Consider the following 18196-nt stretch of genomic DNA (forward strand, 5'->3'; position numbering starts at 1 on the left):
TTAAACTTACCGCTAACGTTTCGTTGCTAAAAGCAGTTTGGGACTAAATTAGCCAAAACTTTCGGATTGACCAAATTTTCCTGACACAAAACGAATTTTAAATTCAAGACTAAAACCCAAATTGCTTGTAGCAGCTGTTATGGCACGGTGCTAAGAATCGGCACTGTTATTTTTTTAGATTTTTTTTTGCGTTTAGTTCAACCGCAAACTATTCAATTTCAGTAGTTTTTCTCAACACTTTTTTGCGTTCAGTTCGGTTTTTTAGGTTTCAATTTTCGGCAGTTCAAAAGTTCAGAATATTTTCAGAAGTTTTTTCTCAACACTTTTTTGCGTTTAGTTCGGTACACTTTTCAGACTTTGAATTGAGTCAGTTCGGAAGCGATTTTAGGTGTAAAAATCTCAAAAGTGTGAAGATAAATATTCACGATTGAAGTAACCAGAGTCGATTCGGCGCTGTGCCATAACGTTCCCACGCCACACGCAGGCTGGGATTAAGAAAGCGTTGTTTTTCGGTTATGCAAAATATTAACTGATACGAAACAAACTTTCCATTTGCCTAAATCCCCAGCTTGCTTGTGACGTGTGTTGGGGGATTGTGGCTTTATTTATTCCAACTTTCCATTTAATAAAATTCTGTTACAACTCTTAAATATCGGTTGACATCCCGAATTGTAACAGAATAACTTAATCAAAATTGTCAACCACCACTTTATTATGCAAATAGAAGAAACTATTAAACTAAAAATTAGTTGTTTAGAATTAGCAACTAAAACACATTTTGGAGAAGGCTCTGTATTGTTAACCGCAAAAGAATATTTCGATTGGGTTAATCAAGAAAATTCAGATTTAGATGAAAAAATTAATTTTCGGCAAGTTCAAGAGAAACAGTAGATATTCTGTTATTTAAACTTAACTTATTTTCGTTAAAGTTATAATAATGACAAATAGTTTCTGTTACGTCGGAATAAGATACTGTCATTTTTGGGCTTCCAGATTTTAAAACGACTACATCGCCTGGTTTAAAAGAATTGTTTTCCATAATTATTTATAATTTTTATTGTTAATGATTCTTTTCCTTTTGGCGGTTCTGTTGCCATATCCCCCAACTATTGTATAGGTCTGACAAAATCAGACAAAGCGACCCTAAAAGGGGTAGATTGGTCTGACCAGAGTCAGTTTTTTTTCGGGAGCTAATATATGTAAAATTTGTTATAAATCATCAAAAGGACTTTTAATTTGTTGTAAATTTTTTGTGCTTACATGGGTGTATATCTCGGTGGTTTTGGTGCTGCTATGTCCTAATAATTCTTGTATGTAACGTAAATCGGTACCGCTTTCTAGTAAATGCGTGGCATAACTATGTCGTAACCAATGTAAACTTACGGGTTTTGCTATTTTTGCTTTTTCAAGGGCTTGTTTTAGTACGTTTTGCAGACTTTTTTCGGAATATGTCTCGCCAGGTATTTGTCCTTCAAATAACCATGATTTGGGCTTGTAATTACTATAATATTCCCGAAGCATGACTAGTATTTTAGGTGATAAAGGGGCTATTCTGTCTTTTTTTCCTTTAGATTGGCGGATGATTACAATGCCTCTTTTCGAATCGATATCGGTCGGTTTTAAGTGTAAAAGTTCGCTTCGGCGCAAGCCACAACTGTATATTAACGATAGCATTGTTTTGTGCTTAATATTGCTGTGGGCTTCTAATATTAGTTTTATTTCTTCTTTGCTTAATACATTGGGTAGTAATTTGGAGCGTTTGGGACGGTGTATTTTATCGACCTCTATTTTAACTTCTTTTATAGTTTTAAAGTATAGTTTTATGGCATTTACAATTTGGTTTTGGTAGGAGGCAGATAATTTGTTTTTTAGGATATACTCATTGTTGTACACAATAACGTCTTGGTTGGTAATTTCTGTAATTGGTTTTTGGTCAAAAAACAATAAGAAAGATTGTAGGGCTTCGGTATATGTTTTTATGGTACTGGGGCTGTACCGTTTGGAGAATAGCCATTTGGAGAATTTTTGTATTTGTTCTCTTTTTTCTTCTGATGGTACTCTGCTTATTGGGGTTTCTATCTTAAATCGGATGCGATTGTCTATTGTGTCAGGCAAATGCCACACTTGCAGGGACGAACTCCATTGCCTGCCTTCTATTTGTTTTATACGTTCGATTAAAATTGTGTTTTTTTCGAACGAAACTGCAATTCGGGAAGTTCCTTTGTATTTGATTATTTTTGATTGCCATTTCATAAAGTTAAAGATATAAAAAGGAAGTAAGAATTACTTTAGAAGGTATGTTTTTTTTTGCTTAATTATATAATAAACTGTGTTTTTTTAATTTAATTATTTGGGTGTTACCACAAGGGGCTGCCTTTTCGTTATAAACGAAGTTCTTTGAATTTCGATAAAAAGGAAAGTATTTTGAATTGAAAATTATAGTGCAAAATGCTGTTATTAATAGTGTTAGTTTTTTTTTAATCATATATGGTATGTAGGTACTTTTAGGCGCTTTTAAATAGATAAGATAATTTTACCGAAAAAGTTATAAAAATATTTTTACTGTTTGTTTAGGGTAATTTATGCTTATTGGTTTTGTGGTGAAAAATAAATTTAAGTTTTAAAATTATAGCAATGAGTTTCTGGTCATGACTTCTGGTTTTTTAATTCCCATTAAGTCTAGAATAGTAGGGGCAATGTCGCCCAAAACGCCATCGTGAATTGTTTTTAGTTCTTTGTCTACTAAAATAATAGGTACAGGATTGGTGGTGTGTGCTGTGTTTGGTGTGCCGTCTGGGTTTATCATGGTTTCGCAATTGCCATGGTCTGCAATTACAATTGTTGTGTAATTGTGTGCTAATGCTGCTGTAATTACTTTTTCGACACATTTGTTTACTGCTTGGCAGGCTTTTATTGCGGCGCTCATAATTCCTGTATGTCCTACCATATCGCCATTTGCAAAGTTAAGGCAAATAAAGTCTGCTTCTGTTTTTTCGATTTCTGGGATTAAGGCTTCGGTGAGTTCGTATGCACTCATTTCTGGTTGTAAATCGTAGGTGGCTACTTTTGGAGAATTTTTTAAGATTCGGCTTTCGCCAAGGAATGGTTGTTCTCTTCCGCCAGAAAAGAAAAATGTTACATGTGGATATTTTTCGGTTTCGGCAATTCGGATTTGTTTTTTGCCTGCTTTTTCGAGTACTTCTCCTAGTGTTTGTGTTATATTGTCTTTGTTATAAATGACTTTTACATTTTTGTAGGTTTCGTCGTAGTTTGTGAGTGTTACATAATACAAATTAAGTTTGTGCATGTTTTGCTCATGAAAATCTTGTTGCGATAAGGCTTCGGTGAGTTCTCTTCCTCTGTCGGTTCTGAAATTGAAGAATATTACTACATCGTCTTCTTGTATGGTTGCAATGGGGTTATTGTTGTCATCGGTCATGATGATTGGTTCTATAAACTCATCGGTTATATTGTTTTGATAGCTATTTGATATGCTTAAAACGGCATCTTGCGATGGTTTTCCTTTTCCGTTTACCAGTAAGTCATAGGCGAGTTTTATGCGTTCCCAGCGTTTGTCTCTATCCATAGCGTAATAACGACCGATTACTGATGCTAGTTTTGCGGGTGTGTTGTGTATGTATTTGTTTAGGTTTTCTATTGTGGCTATTGCTGATTTTGGATCTACATCACGACCATCTGTAAAGGCGTGTATGAATGTTTTTTTTAGCCCAAAATTTTGTGCCGCATCTAATAATCCTCGCAAATGTGAGGTGTGAGAATGTACGCCGCCGTCTGATAATAATCCTAAAAAATGAATAGGTTTGTTGTTTTCTTTTGCGTACTGAAATGCTTCTTTTAGTGCTTTTTCTTGGCTTAAGGTTTTGTTTTGTACTGCTAGATTTATTTTGGCTAAATCCTGATATACAATGCGTCCTGCTCCAAGATTCATGTGTCCTACTTCTGAATTTCCCATTTGCCCTTCGGGAAGTCCTACGTTTAGACCATCGGTACGGAGTTGTGCGCTGGGATAGTTTTTATAAAGCGAATTTATAAAGGGAATATTTGCATTGTCTATGGCGGATACTTTTGGGTCTGGCGATTTGCCCCAACCGTCTAGTATCATGAGGATTACTTTTTTGTTCATTTTTTACGGGTTTTTAGCCCTGATGGTAGCGGCATCCTTTTTCTTGCTCCTTTAGCAAGGAAAAGATATAGCGTACAGCAGGAAATGGCTTCAAATGTAAAAAATTATATCCAGATTTTGGCTTTATTATAATCGATAAAATGTTAAAATTAAACGATTAAGTGTATAAAAATTTTGTTGTTGTTGTTTTTTATTGCATATTTGTTTGATACGAATAATAATATAATTAATACATTATCAATGACTTGTAGAATTTTGCCCCTTCTTTTAGTGTTTTTGATGTCTTTTGCCCTAAAAAGTGCCGTAACAAGAACCGATCCTAAATTAGTTGCTAGTGTAGCAGCAAATAACCTTGCTGCAAAAATAGAATTGGTTTATTATTCTTTAGATTCGAACCATTTTGCTTTTCCGCAAATTGCTTGTTTTAAAAAGGCAATGGAAGGGTTTTATTCTTTAAAAAGCAAAGGACTTGTTTTAAAAGATGTTTTGACGGTAATAGATTTTAGTATGTCATCTACAAAAAAGCGCCTTTGGGTTATCGATTTGTCTACAAATACAATATTGTACAATACAGTGGTTTCGCACGGCATAAATTCTGGTGGAGAATATGCTACTAGTTTTTCAAATTCTCAAAGTTCGAACAAAAGTAGTTTGGGTTTTTATACAACGGGAGAAACTTATAGCGGAAAACACGGATTGTCATTAAAACTAGATGGTTTGGAAAAAGGGATAAATAGTAATGCACGTGTAAGAGCTGTTGTTATACATGGTGCGAGTTATGCAAATCCTTCGATCATAAAATCGCAAGGCTATTTAGGAAGAAGTCAGGGTTGTCCTGCAATTCCAGAGGCTCTAAAATTCCAGATTATTAAGACTATTAAAGGCAAATCTTGTGTTTTTATTTATCACCCAAGTAGAGGTTATGAAATTGTTTCTAGGTTAGTTTCTTAATTTATTATATAAATCAGAATCTAAGCAATAAATATCTTCTCTAAATTGTAGTGTTTCTTTTTGTAACCAGGCTGTCCAATATAATTGATGAATAAAAATATCATCTGCAATTCTTACCACAATTGTTTTTAGTTCTTGTTTTGGATATGTTTTTTCGGGAATGACTAATAATGGATTTTTTGCCAAAAGTTTGGCGTTTTTTATTGCAATTTTCTTTTCTTTTTCTTTTTGAAGTTTGTTGTAATGATTAATATCGGTGGTGTCTTGTATGGTTTTTAAATTCCATTTTTCTGGATTGTTTATTAAATATTCTGCCATTTCTAAAGGTTTTTCTAATCTTACACAGCCAGAACTTAATGATCTGTAATTGAGACCAAAAAAATCACGATGGTTAGTGTCATGAAGATATACAGAATATTTGTTTGGGAAATTTATTTTCATGAGTCCTAATGAACTGTTTTTTCCAGGGTTTTGCACGTATTTGTATTTCTTAGCATCTTCTATTGTCCAACTCCAAGGGTTTATTTCTTTGTTTTTATGGTCTAAAATAACCAATCCTTTTTTCTTAAAAGCGCCTTTGTCTTTTATAGCGTCGGGATATATGTCTTCTTTAAGAATTGTAGGGGGAACGGTCCAGTTTGGATTTAGATTGATGTTAGAAACTTTCGATTCTAAAATAGGGGTTTGTCTAGTATCTTTTCCTACTACAATTCGTTGTTTTTGCATGGTGTCGTTGTTCTTGATTGCAAGTAAACTGTAGTCAGGGATATTTATTAAAAGATAATTTTGTCCAAAATCGCTTGCAAACCATCGCCATCGTTCTAGGTTTGAGATGACTTGTTCAATTCGTTGGTTTTTGGTAAAGTTTAAGGCTAAAATGGTTCCTTTACCTATAAGTCCGTCAGGGGTTAATCCGTGTCGAGATTGAAATGTTTTTACCGCATCTTGTGTTTCTTTGTCATAAATATTGGTAATGGTATTGGCTTGTTTCATGTCGTGCCAATACATTAATCGGCTTTTAATGATTTTTACTGCTTTATTAGATTTGTTAAGAGCTATTTTGTCTTTGGGTTTTAATATAACAAACGGGACAGAATCTTTAGGGAAGGCGTTAAGCACTTGTAATGCTTGTTTTAAGTTTTTATAAATAGGATGTTTGGGTTTTAAATCTTCAAATTTTGAGGCAAAATATTTTTTTTCAATAATTTCAAAAAGTACCGTATTTATATCGATGTTTTTTTCTTTCAAATCCCAATCTTTGTATATTGTTCTAGGGTTTATTTTTCCTTTATATATATGTGCAATATATTTTTGAATGCTTTGTGTGAGTAATAAATCAAATTCGATTAATTTGTTGTCTTCTAGGTGGTTGTAATTAGAACTTAGTGTGTTTAGTAGGGTATAATTATAATCGTTTGGAAGCAAACCTTCATTTGTAGCGTCCTTAAATTCGTTTAATACTGCGGTTCTGTCTTCTTCTAAAACCCAAACGGTTTCGTTGTTGTAATTTTTATAAAAAGCGACTAAATTGGGATTATTTAAGTTACTTATTACTACTGAATCTATTTTTACAGAATAATTAAGAAAAGGAAAATGTATAAATGAACTGTTATCAGGATTTTTATCTAAAGTATTTTTCTTGCAACAAATAAAAACTATAAGCGGAATGAGTAAGTAAATTGGTTTCATTTAGTATTGTTATAAATTTTTAAACATTAAAAAATGAATTCCCACATTAGCAATAGCAAAAGGTAATCCATTTTTTGTGTAACCTAATTTTTCATAAAATGGCACAGCGGCTTCTCGGGCGTTAAACCAGATTAAACTTGCTTGGTTACTTATTAAGTAATCTTTGCAATGTTTCATTAATAGTTTTCCGAAGCCTTTTTCTTGAAATTCTTCCAAGATTGCCATTCCACGAACTTGATATTGATTTGGGGATTTAAAAGTACTGTTTTTATTTTTATAAACAGACACAATACCTACAATTTTTTTGCCCTCATAATAGCCAAAGTGTTTTGTTTGTTCCAAATTATCGCCATCGAAAGAACAAGTTTCAACAAGTTTTCCTGGTCTTAATACCAAATTTCGTACCAAAAGCGTTTCTTGAGCTGTAATTTCTTTAATCATATTTGTCTTTTTTAATCATATACTTAGGTATGTATATTTGTTAATTATAGCAGGAATCTTATTTTGTAATAATAAATTATCACTTTGAGGGTGAAGCATTGTTCTGTTTGAAGCTTTTTTTTCTTTTTTTTCAAAAAAAAACAAGTTTATATAAAGGGCTAAATATTTAATAATAAATAGTTTAGGCTTTTTGTTTTTTGTAATTGAAAAAAAAAGCAATTTTTTTTTACAAAAAGTTTGGAAATAACAAGAAAGATTCTGTATCTTTGCACCACAGTAATGCGAAAGTAGCTCAGTTGGTAGAGCTCCAGCCTTCCAAGCTGGTTGTCGCGAGTTCGAGCCTCGTCTTTCGCTCTTCTAAAAACCTCAAACTTAAGTTTGAGGTTTTTTTATGTCAAAAAACTTAAGTTTGTGTTTGTTTCTAGTTCAACAGCAATTTCATTTTGTCTAAACAATTTGGCAGATAGCGTTCCTTTTAATATAAAATTGTCTTTATATATTTCTAACCAACTTCCTTCTCGCAATCCTAAAACAGGAATGTTGCTTATGGTATGAAATTCATTTATTCTCGTTTCGCGAGTTTCGCCCATGTGTGTCGATTGTGAGTTTGCATCTAAAAAATGCGGATTCAGATTGAAAGGGATTAATCCTAAAGTTTGAAAACTTTCAGGCAAAACAATTGGCATATCGTTAGTTGTATTCATAGTCATTCCGCCTATATTACTTCCTGCACTTGTACCTAAATATGGTGTTCCGGCCTCGATGGTGTTTTTAAGAACCGTCATCAAATTGTTTTTATACAGTTGCGAAACTAATAAAAAAGTGTTGCCACCACCGGTAAAAATAGCTTCGGCTTTTTGTATGGCTTCGGTAGGATTTTGGTGTTCATGTATGCCATTTACGGTTATGTTTATTTTAGCAAAAACCTGACTTACTTTTTGTGTGTAATCATCGTAAGAAATACCGTTAGGTCTAGCGTAAGGTACAAAAAGCAGGGTTTTGCAACCAATAAAATGTTCGGATAAGGTGGGTAATAAGTAGTCTAAAAAGGAACCGTTATATAAGGTCGAAGTGCTGGCAAGAATAACTTTTTTCATGTTTTTTGTATTTTAATGTATTCAAAGGTAAATATTATTATTAACAAAAAATTACCAAGGCATTAATAATATATTGGGACAATCTGAATCTATTTTTACCAAATATTAATATTATAATGAAGCAATTTTACCTATTATTATTTACTGTTTTCCTTTTTTCGCCAAGTATTTTTTCTCAAACATTACTAGAAGGAAAGGTTATTTCCGATGCTTTAAATATTGGAGAAATTTATGTTACAAATTTATCTGCCAATATAAAAACAACAGCTAATAGTAACGGTTTTTTTTCGATAGAAGCCAAACCAAATCAGGTTTTAGTTTTTTCGGGACTCAAAATAGAAAGGAAAATTTTGAATTTGAAATCTCTCGATTTCTCGGCTAATTTTCTGTCTGTAAAAGTGTATCCTAAAACAATTCAGTTAGAAGAAGTGGTTGTAAAAAACTATCCCCAAATAAATACTGCTTCTTTAGGAATTGTGTCTAAAAACATAAAAACATACACACCAGCCGAAAGAAAACTAATGTCTGAAAGTTCCGGAATGGGTATTGTACAACTCATAAATGCTATAAACGGTAGGACTGACGAACTAAAAAAGAATGTAGAAGTAGAGAAAAAAGAAATGCTGTTAGATAAATTGTCAGTTTTGTTTGAAGAAAATTTTTATACAGAAACATTAAAAATCCCAGCAGAATATATTAAAGGATTTCAAATATACGTCATAGACGACGAACGATTAATTGCTAGTGTAAAATCTAAAAATAAAACTATGACCACATTTTTGTTAGGAGAATTGGCAGAAAAATACAAACAAATTACATTTGCCAAAAAAGAATAATTACTTTCGTAAAATGAAAAAATCAATCGTTTATATATTATTTTTTTTATCGATAATAAGCTTGTCCTCTTTTGCGGTGCATAAATTTTACATGTCTATATATCAAGTAAATTATAATCAGAAGAAGCAAATGTTAGAAATAACTTCACGTATTTTTATAGATGATTTGAATGATGTACTGAAAGCAAAATACAATCAAAAAACACATATTGGCGAACCTAATGAAATGCCACAAGATGTTCTTTTGATGAAAAAATACCTGCTAGATAATTTTTCTGTAAAAATAAATGGTAAGCAAAAAAGCATCAATTATTTAAGTAAGGAACTCGAGGGTAATGTGGTTATTTGTTATTATAATGTCAAGGAAATTTCAAAAATAGCATCGGTAGAATTTAAAAATACTGCTTTATTCGATCTCAATTCTGATCAGCAAAACATCATTCAAACCACAATATATGGTAAAAAACAAAGTTTGTTGCTAACCCTCGATAATGTGAAAGGTTTGTTAAAACCTTAAGTTTTTGTTTTTATATGATAAAAATAATTACATTTATAGCTTTAAAATTGAACTTTGTATGAAAAAAAATATTCCTTTTTTATTGTTTTTTGCCGTTTTTTCCTCGGTAGTAATAGCTCAAGAAAAACCAAAAGCTAAAGAACAAGGGCACGAAGACAAGAACAAATTTCGTCAAATGTATGATTTGCTGGCAACCCCAAATATGTACCGTACCGCATCTGGTGCGCCTGGACCAGAATATTATCAGCAACAGGCAGATTATAAAATGGATATTGAGTTAGATGATAAAAACGCCAAACTTTTTGGTGCAGAAACCATTACTTATACAAATAATGCTAAAGAATCTTTAGAATATTTATGGATTCAATTAGACCAAAATTTGATGGCAAAAACATCAAAAACACCATTAATTGAAAATTCTAAAATAGATCCTGTTATTAGCGCACAAGGTTTTTCAAGAAAATATTTAGAAGAAAAATTTGACGGAGGTTTTAAAATCGATTACGTAAAAGATGTAAAAGGAAATCCAATTTCTTATACCATCAATGAAACCATGATGCGTATCAATCTAGTAAAACCATTGGCACATGGCGAAAAAATGGTCATGCACATCAAATGGAATTATAATATTAATAATTATATGTTAGATGGGGGGCGTTCTGGTTACGAACCTTTTAAAGACGGAAATAAATTGTACGTTTTAGCACAATTTTATCCAAGAATGGCGGTTTATAATGATGTAGAAGGTTGGCAAAATATGCAGTTTTGGGGAAGCGGAGAATTTGCTTTGCCTTTCGGGAATTTCGAAGTAAATATTACCGTTCCTGCAGATCATATCATGGAAGCAACAGGAGACTTGTTAAATAGAACCGAAGTTTTTACGCCAGAACAAGTAAAAAGATACACATTAGCACAAAATTCTTTCGACAAACCAGTTGTTATTGTTACCCAAGCAGAAGCAGAAGCAACCGAAAAAGGTTTTTCAGACAAAAAGAAAACTTGGAAATTTAAAGCAGAGAATGTTCGAGATTTCGGAATTTCAACCTCAAGAAAATTTATTTTAGATATGATGGCTGTACAATTGGCTGGTAAAACAGTGATGGCAGTTTCCTTATATCCAAAAGAAGGAAATCCGCTTTGGGAACAATATTCTACAAAAGCAGTGGCACATACTTTAAAAAGTTATTCTAGTTATACATTCGATTATCCTTACCCCAAAGCAGTTTCTGTAAATGCACAAGATCAAGGAATGGAATACCCTATGATTTGTTGGAATTTTGGTCGTCCTGAAGCTGATGGAACATTTTCAGACAGAGTAAAATATGGCATGTTGGGCGTAGTTATTCACGAAGTGGGACACAATTTTTTTCCAATGATTGTTAATTCAGATGAACGTCAATGGACTTGGATGGACGAAGGTTTGAATTCTTTTATGGAATATCTTGCCGAAATGTCTTTCGATAAAAATTTTCCAGCAGATCGCGGACCAGTAGCAAAAATTGTTCCTTATATGAGTGGTGATCAATCTAATTTAGAGCCAATTATGACCAATTCTGAAGCAATAAAACAATTTGGGAATAACGCTTACGGAAAACCAGCAGCAGGACTAAATATCTTGCGTGAAACCATTATGGGGCATGAATTATTTGATTATGCTTTTAAAACTTATGCAAACCGATGGAAATTTAAGCATCCAACTCCAGAAGATTTCTTCAGAACTATGGAAGACGCATCGGCAACCGACTTAGATTGGTTTATTCGTGGTTGGTTTTATACAACAGATTTTACAGATATTGGTATTAAAGAAGTAACTCAATATTATGTGAGTAACGATGCTCCGAAAGATTTTAAGGCACCAGAAGTTACCAGAAGAAACAGACGCAAAATGGCTGGTCCACTAGTATATATGGTTTCTAGTACAAGTCAGGATTTATTAGCAGAAAACAAAAAAGCATTAAACACAAAAGAGATTAAAACTTTAGATGAATTTGTGCAAACTAATTTCAAACCAGAAGAAATTGCAAAATTAGCTTCCCCAAAATATTTTTACGAAGTAACTTTTAACAAGCCTGGAGGATTAGTCATGCCAATTATTGTACAACTAATTTTTGAAGACGGAACGACCGAAACTCAAACATTTCCAGCACAAATTTGGAGAATGAATGATGCTGAGGTTGTTAGAACATTTGCTACACAAAAAGTAATTTCTAAAATTATAGTAGATCCAAAACTAGAAACAGCAGATGTAGATATAACCAATAATACCTGGCCAAAAGGAATAGTAAAATCTAAATTTGATTAAATTTTTTTAAACAAATTAAATAAAAAAAGAGAAGAAACTTGTTGTGTTTCTTCTCTTTTTTTATGTGATGTTGTCATTTCTTGTTTCTCGGAAGATAACATCATCGATATTTTTCAGTAAATTAAATGTAAAAAGTGTATTACACTTCTCTTTTAGTCAAATAGTAAACAGGAATACCTAAGCTAACTATTAATAATCCCAATCCAGTACTTTTGGTATCATAAATTAATAACGTGATACAAATCAGAGAAGTAATCACAATATAAATGGAAGGAATTATAGGATAACCTAAAGCTTTATAAGGACGATTGGCATTTGGTTCTTTTTTTCTAAGAATAAAAATTCCGTAAATAGTCAGAATATAAAACAACAAAGAGGCAAAGGTAGCGTAGGTTAATAAATCGCCATATTTTCCTGAAACACAAAGAGTACAAGCCCAAATACATTGAAACCAAAGTGCTTTTTCAGGAACGTTGTTTTTGTTTAAATGCCCAGCTTTTTCAAAAAACAATCCATCTTTAGACATCGCATAAAATAATCTTCCACCAGAAAGCACCAATCCTGAATTGCATCCAAAAGTAGAAACCATAATTAATCCAGCCATCACAAAAACACCAATATTACCCATGATTACATTGGCAGCAGCTGCACCAACTCGGTCTTGGCTAGCAAACATAATTCCGTTACTCATTACCGATTCTCCAACAGGAGTTCCCTGCATAGGCAATAATGACAAATACGCAATGTTTGCCAGGATATAAATGATAGTAACAATCAGTGTTCCTAAAAACAAACTTCTAGGGATATTTTTCTTAGGCTCTTTTATTTCTCCAGCAATAAATGTTACATTGTTCCAAGAATCACTCGAAAAAAGAGAATTAATAATGGTGGCTCCCATTGCACCAAGCAAGGCAACTCCCGCTAATTTGGTTACAGTTACCGTTCCGTCGGTATTTAAAACTGTTTTAGAAGCTTCCCACATGTGAGAGAAATTGTTAAACAAAACATCAGTATGTAAACCAACATATAATCCTAAAATAATTAACGCAAAAAGGGCAAATATTTTGGCTAATGTAAATATTAATTGAATCGTTTTTCCGCTCTGAATACCTTTTGTGTTAATATAAGTAAGCAAAATAATACTTGTCATAGCAAGAATTTGCTTGTTTGAGAAAGTATAGCTTTCGCCAATAGCGAATAATTTATTTTCTAAAAAAGGAAAAAACACTGCCGAATAATTGCTAAATGCCACCGCCACCGCTGCAATACCCCCTGTTTGAATGACCGTAAAAACCGTCCATCCATACAAAAAGGAGATTAATTTTCCGTAAGCCCTTTGAATATATACAAACTGTCCTCCCGCATTAGGCATCATTCCTGCTAATTCGCCATAACTCAAAGCGGCTGTCATGGTTAATAATCCTGTTATTAGCCAAATAACCAGCAGCCAAGCAGCAGAGCCAATATCTCGAGCCATTTGGGCTGTTACTATAAAAATTCCAGACCCAATCATAGATCCAGTAACCAAGCTTGTCGCATTAAGTAGTCCTAATTCACGTTTAAAAGTTTGTTTTTCTTCTTGCATAAAAAATATTTTTAAACGCTAATATAGTTTTTTTTGTTAAAATTACAAATCATAAATTTTTGAAGACGTAAAGCAAATTGAGTCTATCTCCTGTTTTTTTGTTTAACTTTCGTTAAATATAAAGGCTAAAACACTCATTAAATTAAGACTTTCGACATTATGACATTTCAACTTGCGACTTTAACGAATAAACTTTTATATTTGTACGATGAATGAAAATTTAGATCCTACCAATCAAAAATACAATCCAGAAGAACTCGATTTAGAAAAAAAATTGAGACCACTCTCGTTTGATGATTTTACAGGACAAGAGCAAGTTTTAGAAAACCTAAAAATATTTGTACAAGCCGCAAACCTTCGTGGCGAAGCACTAGATCACACCCTTTTTCATGGGCCTCCAGGATTAGGAAAAACCACTTTGGCCAATATTTTAGCTAATGAGTTGGGTGTAGGAATCAAAATAACATCAGGGCCTGTTCTAGATAAACCAGGTGATTTAGCAGGATTACTCACAAATTTAGACGAGAGAGATGTTTTGTTTATTGATGAGATACACCGCTTGAGTCCCATTGTCGAAGAATATTTATATTCTGCAATGGAAGATTTTAAGATTGATATCATGATCGAATCTGGACCCAATGCACGTTCGGTTCAAATTAATTTATCCCCATTTACATTAGTAGGGGCAACCACACGTTCAGGATTGTTAACCGCACCTATGCGTGCCCGCTTCGGGATTCAAAGCCGTTTACAATATTATAATGCAGAACTTTTAACCACAATTGTGCAGCGAAGTTCCTCTATTTTAAAAATGCCAATTACCATGGAAGCCGCCATAGAAATAGCTGGTCGTAGCCGAGGAACACCTCGTATTGCTAATGCCATGTTGCGTCGTGTTCGTGATTTTGCACAAATAAAAGGAAACGGAAGTATCGATATCGAAATAGCAAAATTTGCCTTAAATGCCTTGCATGTAGATGCGCACGGATTAGACGAAATGGATAACAAAATTCTAAACACAATTATAGATAAATTTAAAGGCGGACCAGTAGGATTATCTACATTAGCGACAGCCGTTTCCGAAAGTAGCGAAACCATCGAAGAAGTATATGAACCATTCTTAATACAAGAAGGATTTATCATGCGAACCCCTCGTGGAAGAGAAGTTACCGAAAAAGCTTATAAACATTTAGGAAAGGTTAAAGCCAATGTGCAAGGCGGATTGTTTTAATTTTACGATTTTTATTCTCACAACAAAACTTTATAAAACCCCTGTGCTTTTCTTTGTCATATAACTTTAATTGATAAACAACAAATCAAAATATACCAATCTAATCAAATCCGAAGCCAAACGCCTCGGGTTTTTGTCTTGTGGTATTTCCAAAGCAGGTTTTTTAGAAGCAGAAGCACCACGATTAGAAAATTGGCTAAACAAGCAAATGAATGGTCAGATGTCTTACATGGAGAATCATTTTGACAAAAGATTAAATCCAACTTTACTAGTTGATGATGCAAAAAGCGTCATCTCGTTATTACTAAATTACTATCCATCAGAAATTCAAAATACCAACTCTTATAAAATATCAAAATACGCTTATGGGCAAGATTATCATTTTGTGATTAAAGAAAAATTGGCAGCATTATTGCATTTTATTCAAACTGAAATTGGAGAAGTTTCTGGTCGTGCCTTTGTAGATTCGGCACCAGTTCTAGACAAAGCTTGGGCCGCAAAATCTGGCTTGGGTTGGATAGGAAAAAACAGCAATTTATTAACAAAACAAGTTGGTTCTTTTTATTTTATTGCAGAGCTTATTATCGATTTAGATTTGGAATATGACAATCCTACAACAGACCATTGCGGAAGCTGTACGGCTTGTATAGATGCTTGTCCGACAGATGCAATAGTAGCTCCTTATATTGTAGATGGGAGTAAATGTATCTCTTATTTTACCATCGAACTTAAGGAAAATATTCCAACAGAGATGAAAGGAAAATTTAATGATTGGGCTTTCGGCTGCGATGTTTGCCAAGATGTTTGCCCATGGAATAAATTTTCGAAACCCCACAACGAACCACTTTTTAATCCAAACCCAGAAGTTTTATCATTTACAAAAAAAGACTGGGAAGAAATTACCGAAGAAATTTTCAAGAAAACATTTAAAGATTCGGCAGTAAAGAGAACAAAAATAGGTGGGTTAAAAAGAAATATAAACTTTTTAAAAGATTAACATCAAAAATTTCTTACTTCAAATTCATATTTTAACTTTGTAAATTCATAGTAATTTTAAAATATGTCAAAAGATAACAAAAGAAGAGAAGCATTACTATATCACGCTAAACCTACACCAGGAAAAATTCAGGTTGTTCCTACAAAAAAATACGCAACACAACGTGATTTATCATTAGCTTATTCGCCAGGAGTAGCAGAGCCTTGTCTCGAAATAGCAAAAGATGTTAATAATGTTTATAAATATACAGCCAAAGGAAATTTAGTTGCAGTAATAACTAATGGAACAGCAGTTTTAGGACTGGGAAATATTGGTCCAGAAGCCTCTAAGCCAGTAATGGAAGGGAAAGCTTTATTGTTTAAGATTTTTTCAGGTATTGATGTCTTTGATATCGAAGTTGATGCAACAGATATAGATAAATTTGTAGAAACAGTAAAAGCCATTGCGCCAACTTTTGGAGGAATTAATTTAGAAGATATTAAAGCACCAGAATCTTTCGAAATCGAAAGGCGATTGGTCGAAGAATTAAATATTCCTGTCATGCATGATGATCAGCACGGAACTGCAATTATTTCATCAGCGGCTTTATTAAACGCATTAGAATTAGCCAATAAAAAAATAGAAACAGTAAAACTAGTTGTTTCTGGAGCAGGTTCGGCAGCATTAGCTTGTGCTAATTTATACGTACTTTTAGGTATAAATCCAGACAATATTATTATGTTCGACAAAGACGGAGTGCTTTCTTCAGCAAGAACTGATTTGTCCGAGCTTCAAAAAAAATACTCTAAAGCAAAACCAAACATTAATTTGCACGACGCCTTAATAGGTGCCGATGTTTTCTTAGGACTCTCTGCAGGAAATATTCTTACACCAGAAATGCTATTAGGAATGGCAAACGACCCTATCGTTTTTGCCATGGCAAACCCAACACCAGAAATCGATTACAATGTTGCCATTGCAACACGTAAAGATATTATTATGGCAACGGGTCGTTCAGATTTTCCAAATCAAGTAAATAATGTTTTAGGATTTCCTTACATTTTCCGTGGCGCACTCGATGTGAGAGCTACAAAAATTAACGAAGCAATGAAAATGGCTGCCGTTAAATCTTTGGCTTATCTAGCAAAACAATCGGTTCCTGAACAAGTAAATATTGCTTACGGAGAAACCAAACTAAATTTTGGAAGAGATTATATTATTCCAAAACCATTCGATCCAAGATTAATTATCGAAGTTGCACCAGCTGTAGCAAAAGCAGCCATGGAAAGCGGTGTTGCTCAAATTGAAATTACCGATTGGGAAAAATATAAGGAAGAATTATTAGATCGTTTAGGGTCTGATAATAAATTAGTTAGGTTGCTTACTAGCAGGGCTAAAACAAATAAAAAACGAATCGTTTTTGCCGAAGCAGACCATTTAGATGTTCTAAAAGCCGCTCAAATTGTGCATGAAGAAGGTATTGGAATACCAATATTATTAGGAAACAAAGAGATTATTTTAGAACTAAAAGAAGAAATAGGTTTCGATGCCGAAGTAGCCATCTTAGATCCAAAAACAAAAGAAGAAGACGCCAGAAGATTGCGCTTTGCCGAAATATATTGGGAATCTCGCCGCCGTAGAGGAATTACCTTATTAGATGCTCAAAAATGGATGCGTGAGCGTAATTATTTTGCAGCAATGATGGTTAACGAAGGCGAGGCAGATGCTTTAGTAACAGGCTATTCTAGAAGTTACTCAACCGTAGTAAAACCAATGATGGAACTCATAGGTAAAGCACCTGGGGTTACTCGAATTGCCAGCACAAATATGATGATGACGGCTCGTGGGCCTATGTTTTTGTCTGATACGGCAATAAACACAAATCCAAGTTCAGATGATTTAGCGAAAATTGCCCTGATGACTGCAAAAACAGTTAAAATGTTCGGGATACAACCTGTAATTGCCATGGTTTCATTTTCTAATTTTGGTTCTTCAAACAGCGAAAGTGCATCTAAAGTTAGAGAAGCCGTTTCATATCTTCATAACGAATTTCCAGATATGATTGTAGATGGGGAGATTCAGACAGATTTTGCTTTAAATCCAGAAATGCTAAAAAGCAAATTTCCGTTTTCTAAATTGGTGGGACACAAAGTAAATACGCTTATTTTTCCAAATTTAGAATCGGCAAATATTACTTATAAATTACTAAAAGAATTATACAAAGTAGATTCAATTGGACCTATAATTTTAGGTATGGACAAGCCGGTACACATCTTTCAATTGGGTGCAAGCGTAGAAGAGATGGTAAATATGGCCGCTGTTGCTGCTGTTGATGCACAAGAAAAAGAGAAAAAACTAAAACTTAACAAGAAATCTGAAAACATTAGTTTAATTGAATAATCGGGTAGTTGGTCTGAAAAAGTTAAT

Annotated in this window: 15 protein-coding genes and 1 tRNA gene; 9 read left to right on the top strand and 7 right to left on the bottom strand. The window is 33.4% G+C overall.

Annotated elements, in window-relative coordinates; genetic code table 11:
* Positions 1-714: 714 nt before the first annotated feature.
* Positions 715-891 (top strand): hypothetical protein, encoded by a 177-nt coding sequence (locus tag B0A57_RS12270; RefSeq protein ID WP_158409054.1) that lies wholly within the window; start codon positions 715-717, stop codon positions 889-891.
* Here B0A57_RS12270 and B0A57_RS11440 read toward each other — a convergent pair.
* From B0A57_RS11440 to gpmI, 3 genes are all read right to left on the bottom strand, one after another.
* The gene (locus B0A57_RS11440; protein WP_038466678.1) at positions 860-1039 is read right to left on the bottom strand and encodes a DUF2158 domain-containing protein; all 180 of its coding nucleotides are present in this window, start codon (positions 1037-1039) and stop codon (positions 860-862) included. The genes B0A57_RS12270 and B0A57_RS11440 overlap by 32 nt on opposite strands.
* A 170-nt stretch (positions 1040-1209) precedes the next feature.
* Positions 1210-2253, bottom strand: a complete 1044-nt coding sequence (locus tag B0A57_RS11445; protein ID WP_011964234.1) for a tyrosine-type recombinase/integrase — start codon at positions 2251-2253, stop codon at positions 1210-1212.
* 373 nt (positions 2254-2626) lie between these two features.
* Entirely contained in the window at positions 2627-4144 is a 1518-nt protein-coding gene (gene gpmI, locus B0A57_RS11450) for a 2,3-bisphosphoglycerate-independent phosphoglycerate mutase (RefSeq protein WP_011964233.1), read from the bottom strand.
* 240 nt (positions 4145-4384) lie between these two features.
* Between gpmI and B0A57_RS11455 the strand changes: the two genes are divergently transcribed.
* The gene (locus B0A57_RS11455) at positions 4385-5095 is read left to right on the top strand and encodes a murein L,D-transpeptidase catalytic domain family protein (protein WP_011964232.1); all 711 of its coding nucleotides are present in this window, start codon (positions 4385-4387) and stop codon (positions 5093-5095) included.
* On the opposite strand, the gene B0A57_RS11460 is transcribed toward B0A57_RS11455, so the two are convergent.
* Positions 5084-6784, bottom strand: coding sequence for a L,D-transpeptidase family protein (locus B0A57_RS11460; protein ID WP_034098936.1), 1701 nt, complete (start codon positions 6782-6784; stop codon positions 5084-5086). The genes B0A57_RS11455 and B0A57_RS11460 overlap by 12 nt on opposite strands.
* Before the next feature lie 9 nt (positions 6785-6793).
* Positions 6794-7225, bottom strand: coding sequence for a GNAT family N-acetyltransferase (locus B0A57_RS11465; RefSeq protein WP_011964230.1), 432 nt, complete (start codon positions 7223-7225; stop codon positions 6794-6796).
* Positions 7226-7506: 281 nt separating this feature from the next.
* Here B0A57_RS11465 and B0A57_RS11475 point away from each other — a divergent pair.
* Positions 7507-7579, top strand: a tRNA-Gly gene (locus B0A57_RS11475).
* Between the two features lie 35 nt (positions 7580-7614).
* Here B0A57_RS11475 and pepE read toward each other — a convergent pair.
* A complete protein-coding gene (gene pepE / locus B0A57_RS11480) occupies positions 7615-8322 on the bottom strand; it encodes a dipeptidase PepE (RefSeq protein WP_011964229.1) in 708 nt (235 codons plus the stop codon).
* Positions 8323-8438: 116 nt separating this feature from the next.
* On the opposite strand from pepE, the gene B0A57_RS11485 reads away from it, so the two are divergent.
* The 3 genes from B0A57_RS11485 to B0A57_RS11495 are packed head-to-tail and all read left to right on the top strand — an operon-like array spanning position 8439 to position 11977.
* Positions 8439-9158, top strand: a complete 720-nt coding sequence (locus B0A57_RS11485) for a peptidase associated/transthyretin-like domain-containing protein (RefSeq protein ID WP_011964228.1) — start codon at positions 8439-8441, stop codon at positions 9156-9158.
* A gap of 13 nt (positions 9159-9171) precedes the next feature.
* Positions 9172-9675 carry a DUF6702 family protein gene (locus B0A57_RS11490; protein ID WP_011964227.1) on the top strand — a complete coding sequence of 168 codons (504 nt, stop codon included), beginning with the start codon at positions 9172-9174 and terminating at the stop codon, positions 9673-9675.
* A gap of 58 nt (positions 9676-9733) precedes the next feature.
* On the top strand, positions 9734-11977 hold the full coding sequence (locus B0A57_RS11495; RefSeq protein WP_034098934.1) for a M1 family metallopeptidase: 2244 nt from the start codon (positions 9734-9736) through the stop codon (positions 11975-11977).
* 139 nt (positions 11978-12116) lie between these two features.
* Here B0A57_RS11495 and B0A57_RS11500 read toward each other — a convergent pair whose 3' ends face one another.
* On the bottom strand, positions 12117-13562 hold the full coding sequence (locus B0A57_RS11500; RefSeq protein ID WP_011964225.1) for an APC family permease: 1446 nt from the start codon (positions 13560-13562) through the stop codon (positions 12117-12119).
* A gap of 208 nt (positions 13563-13770) precedes the next feature.
* Between B0A57_RS11500 and ruvB the strand changes: the two genes are divergently transcribed.
* From ruvB to B0A57_RS11515, 3 genes are all read left to right on the top strand, one after another.
* On the top strand, positions 13771-14793 hold the full coding sequence (gene ruvB, locus B0A57_RS11505) for a Holliday junction branch migration DNA helicase RuvB (protein WP_011964224.1): 1023 nt from the start codon (positions 13771-13773) through the stop codon (positions 14791-14793).
* A 70-nt stretch (positions 14794-14863) separates the two neighbouring features.
* The gene (gene queG / locus B0A57_RS11510) at positions 14864-15790 is read left to right on the top strand and encodes a tRNA epoxyqueuosine(34) reductase QueG (protein WP_034098932.1); all 927 of its coding nucleotides are present in this window, start codon (positions 14864-14866) and stop codon (positions 15788-15790) included.
* Between the two features lie 63 nt (positions 15791-15853).
* Positions 15854-18169, top strand: a complete 2316-nt coding sequence (locus tag B0A57_RS11515; protein ID WP_034098930.1) for an NADP-dependent malic enzyme — start codon at positions 15854-15856, stop codon at positions 18167-18169.
* The last annotated feature ends 27 nt before the right edge of the window (positions 18170-18196 follow it).

Origin of the sequence: Flavobacterium psychrophilum DSM 3660 = ATCC 49418 (assembly GCF_002217405.1) — a bacterium.
GTDB lineage: Bacteria > Bacteroidota > Bacteroidia > Flavobacteriales > Flavobacteriaceae > Flavobacterium > Flavobacterium psychrophilum.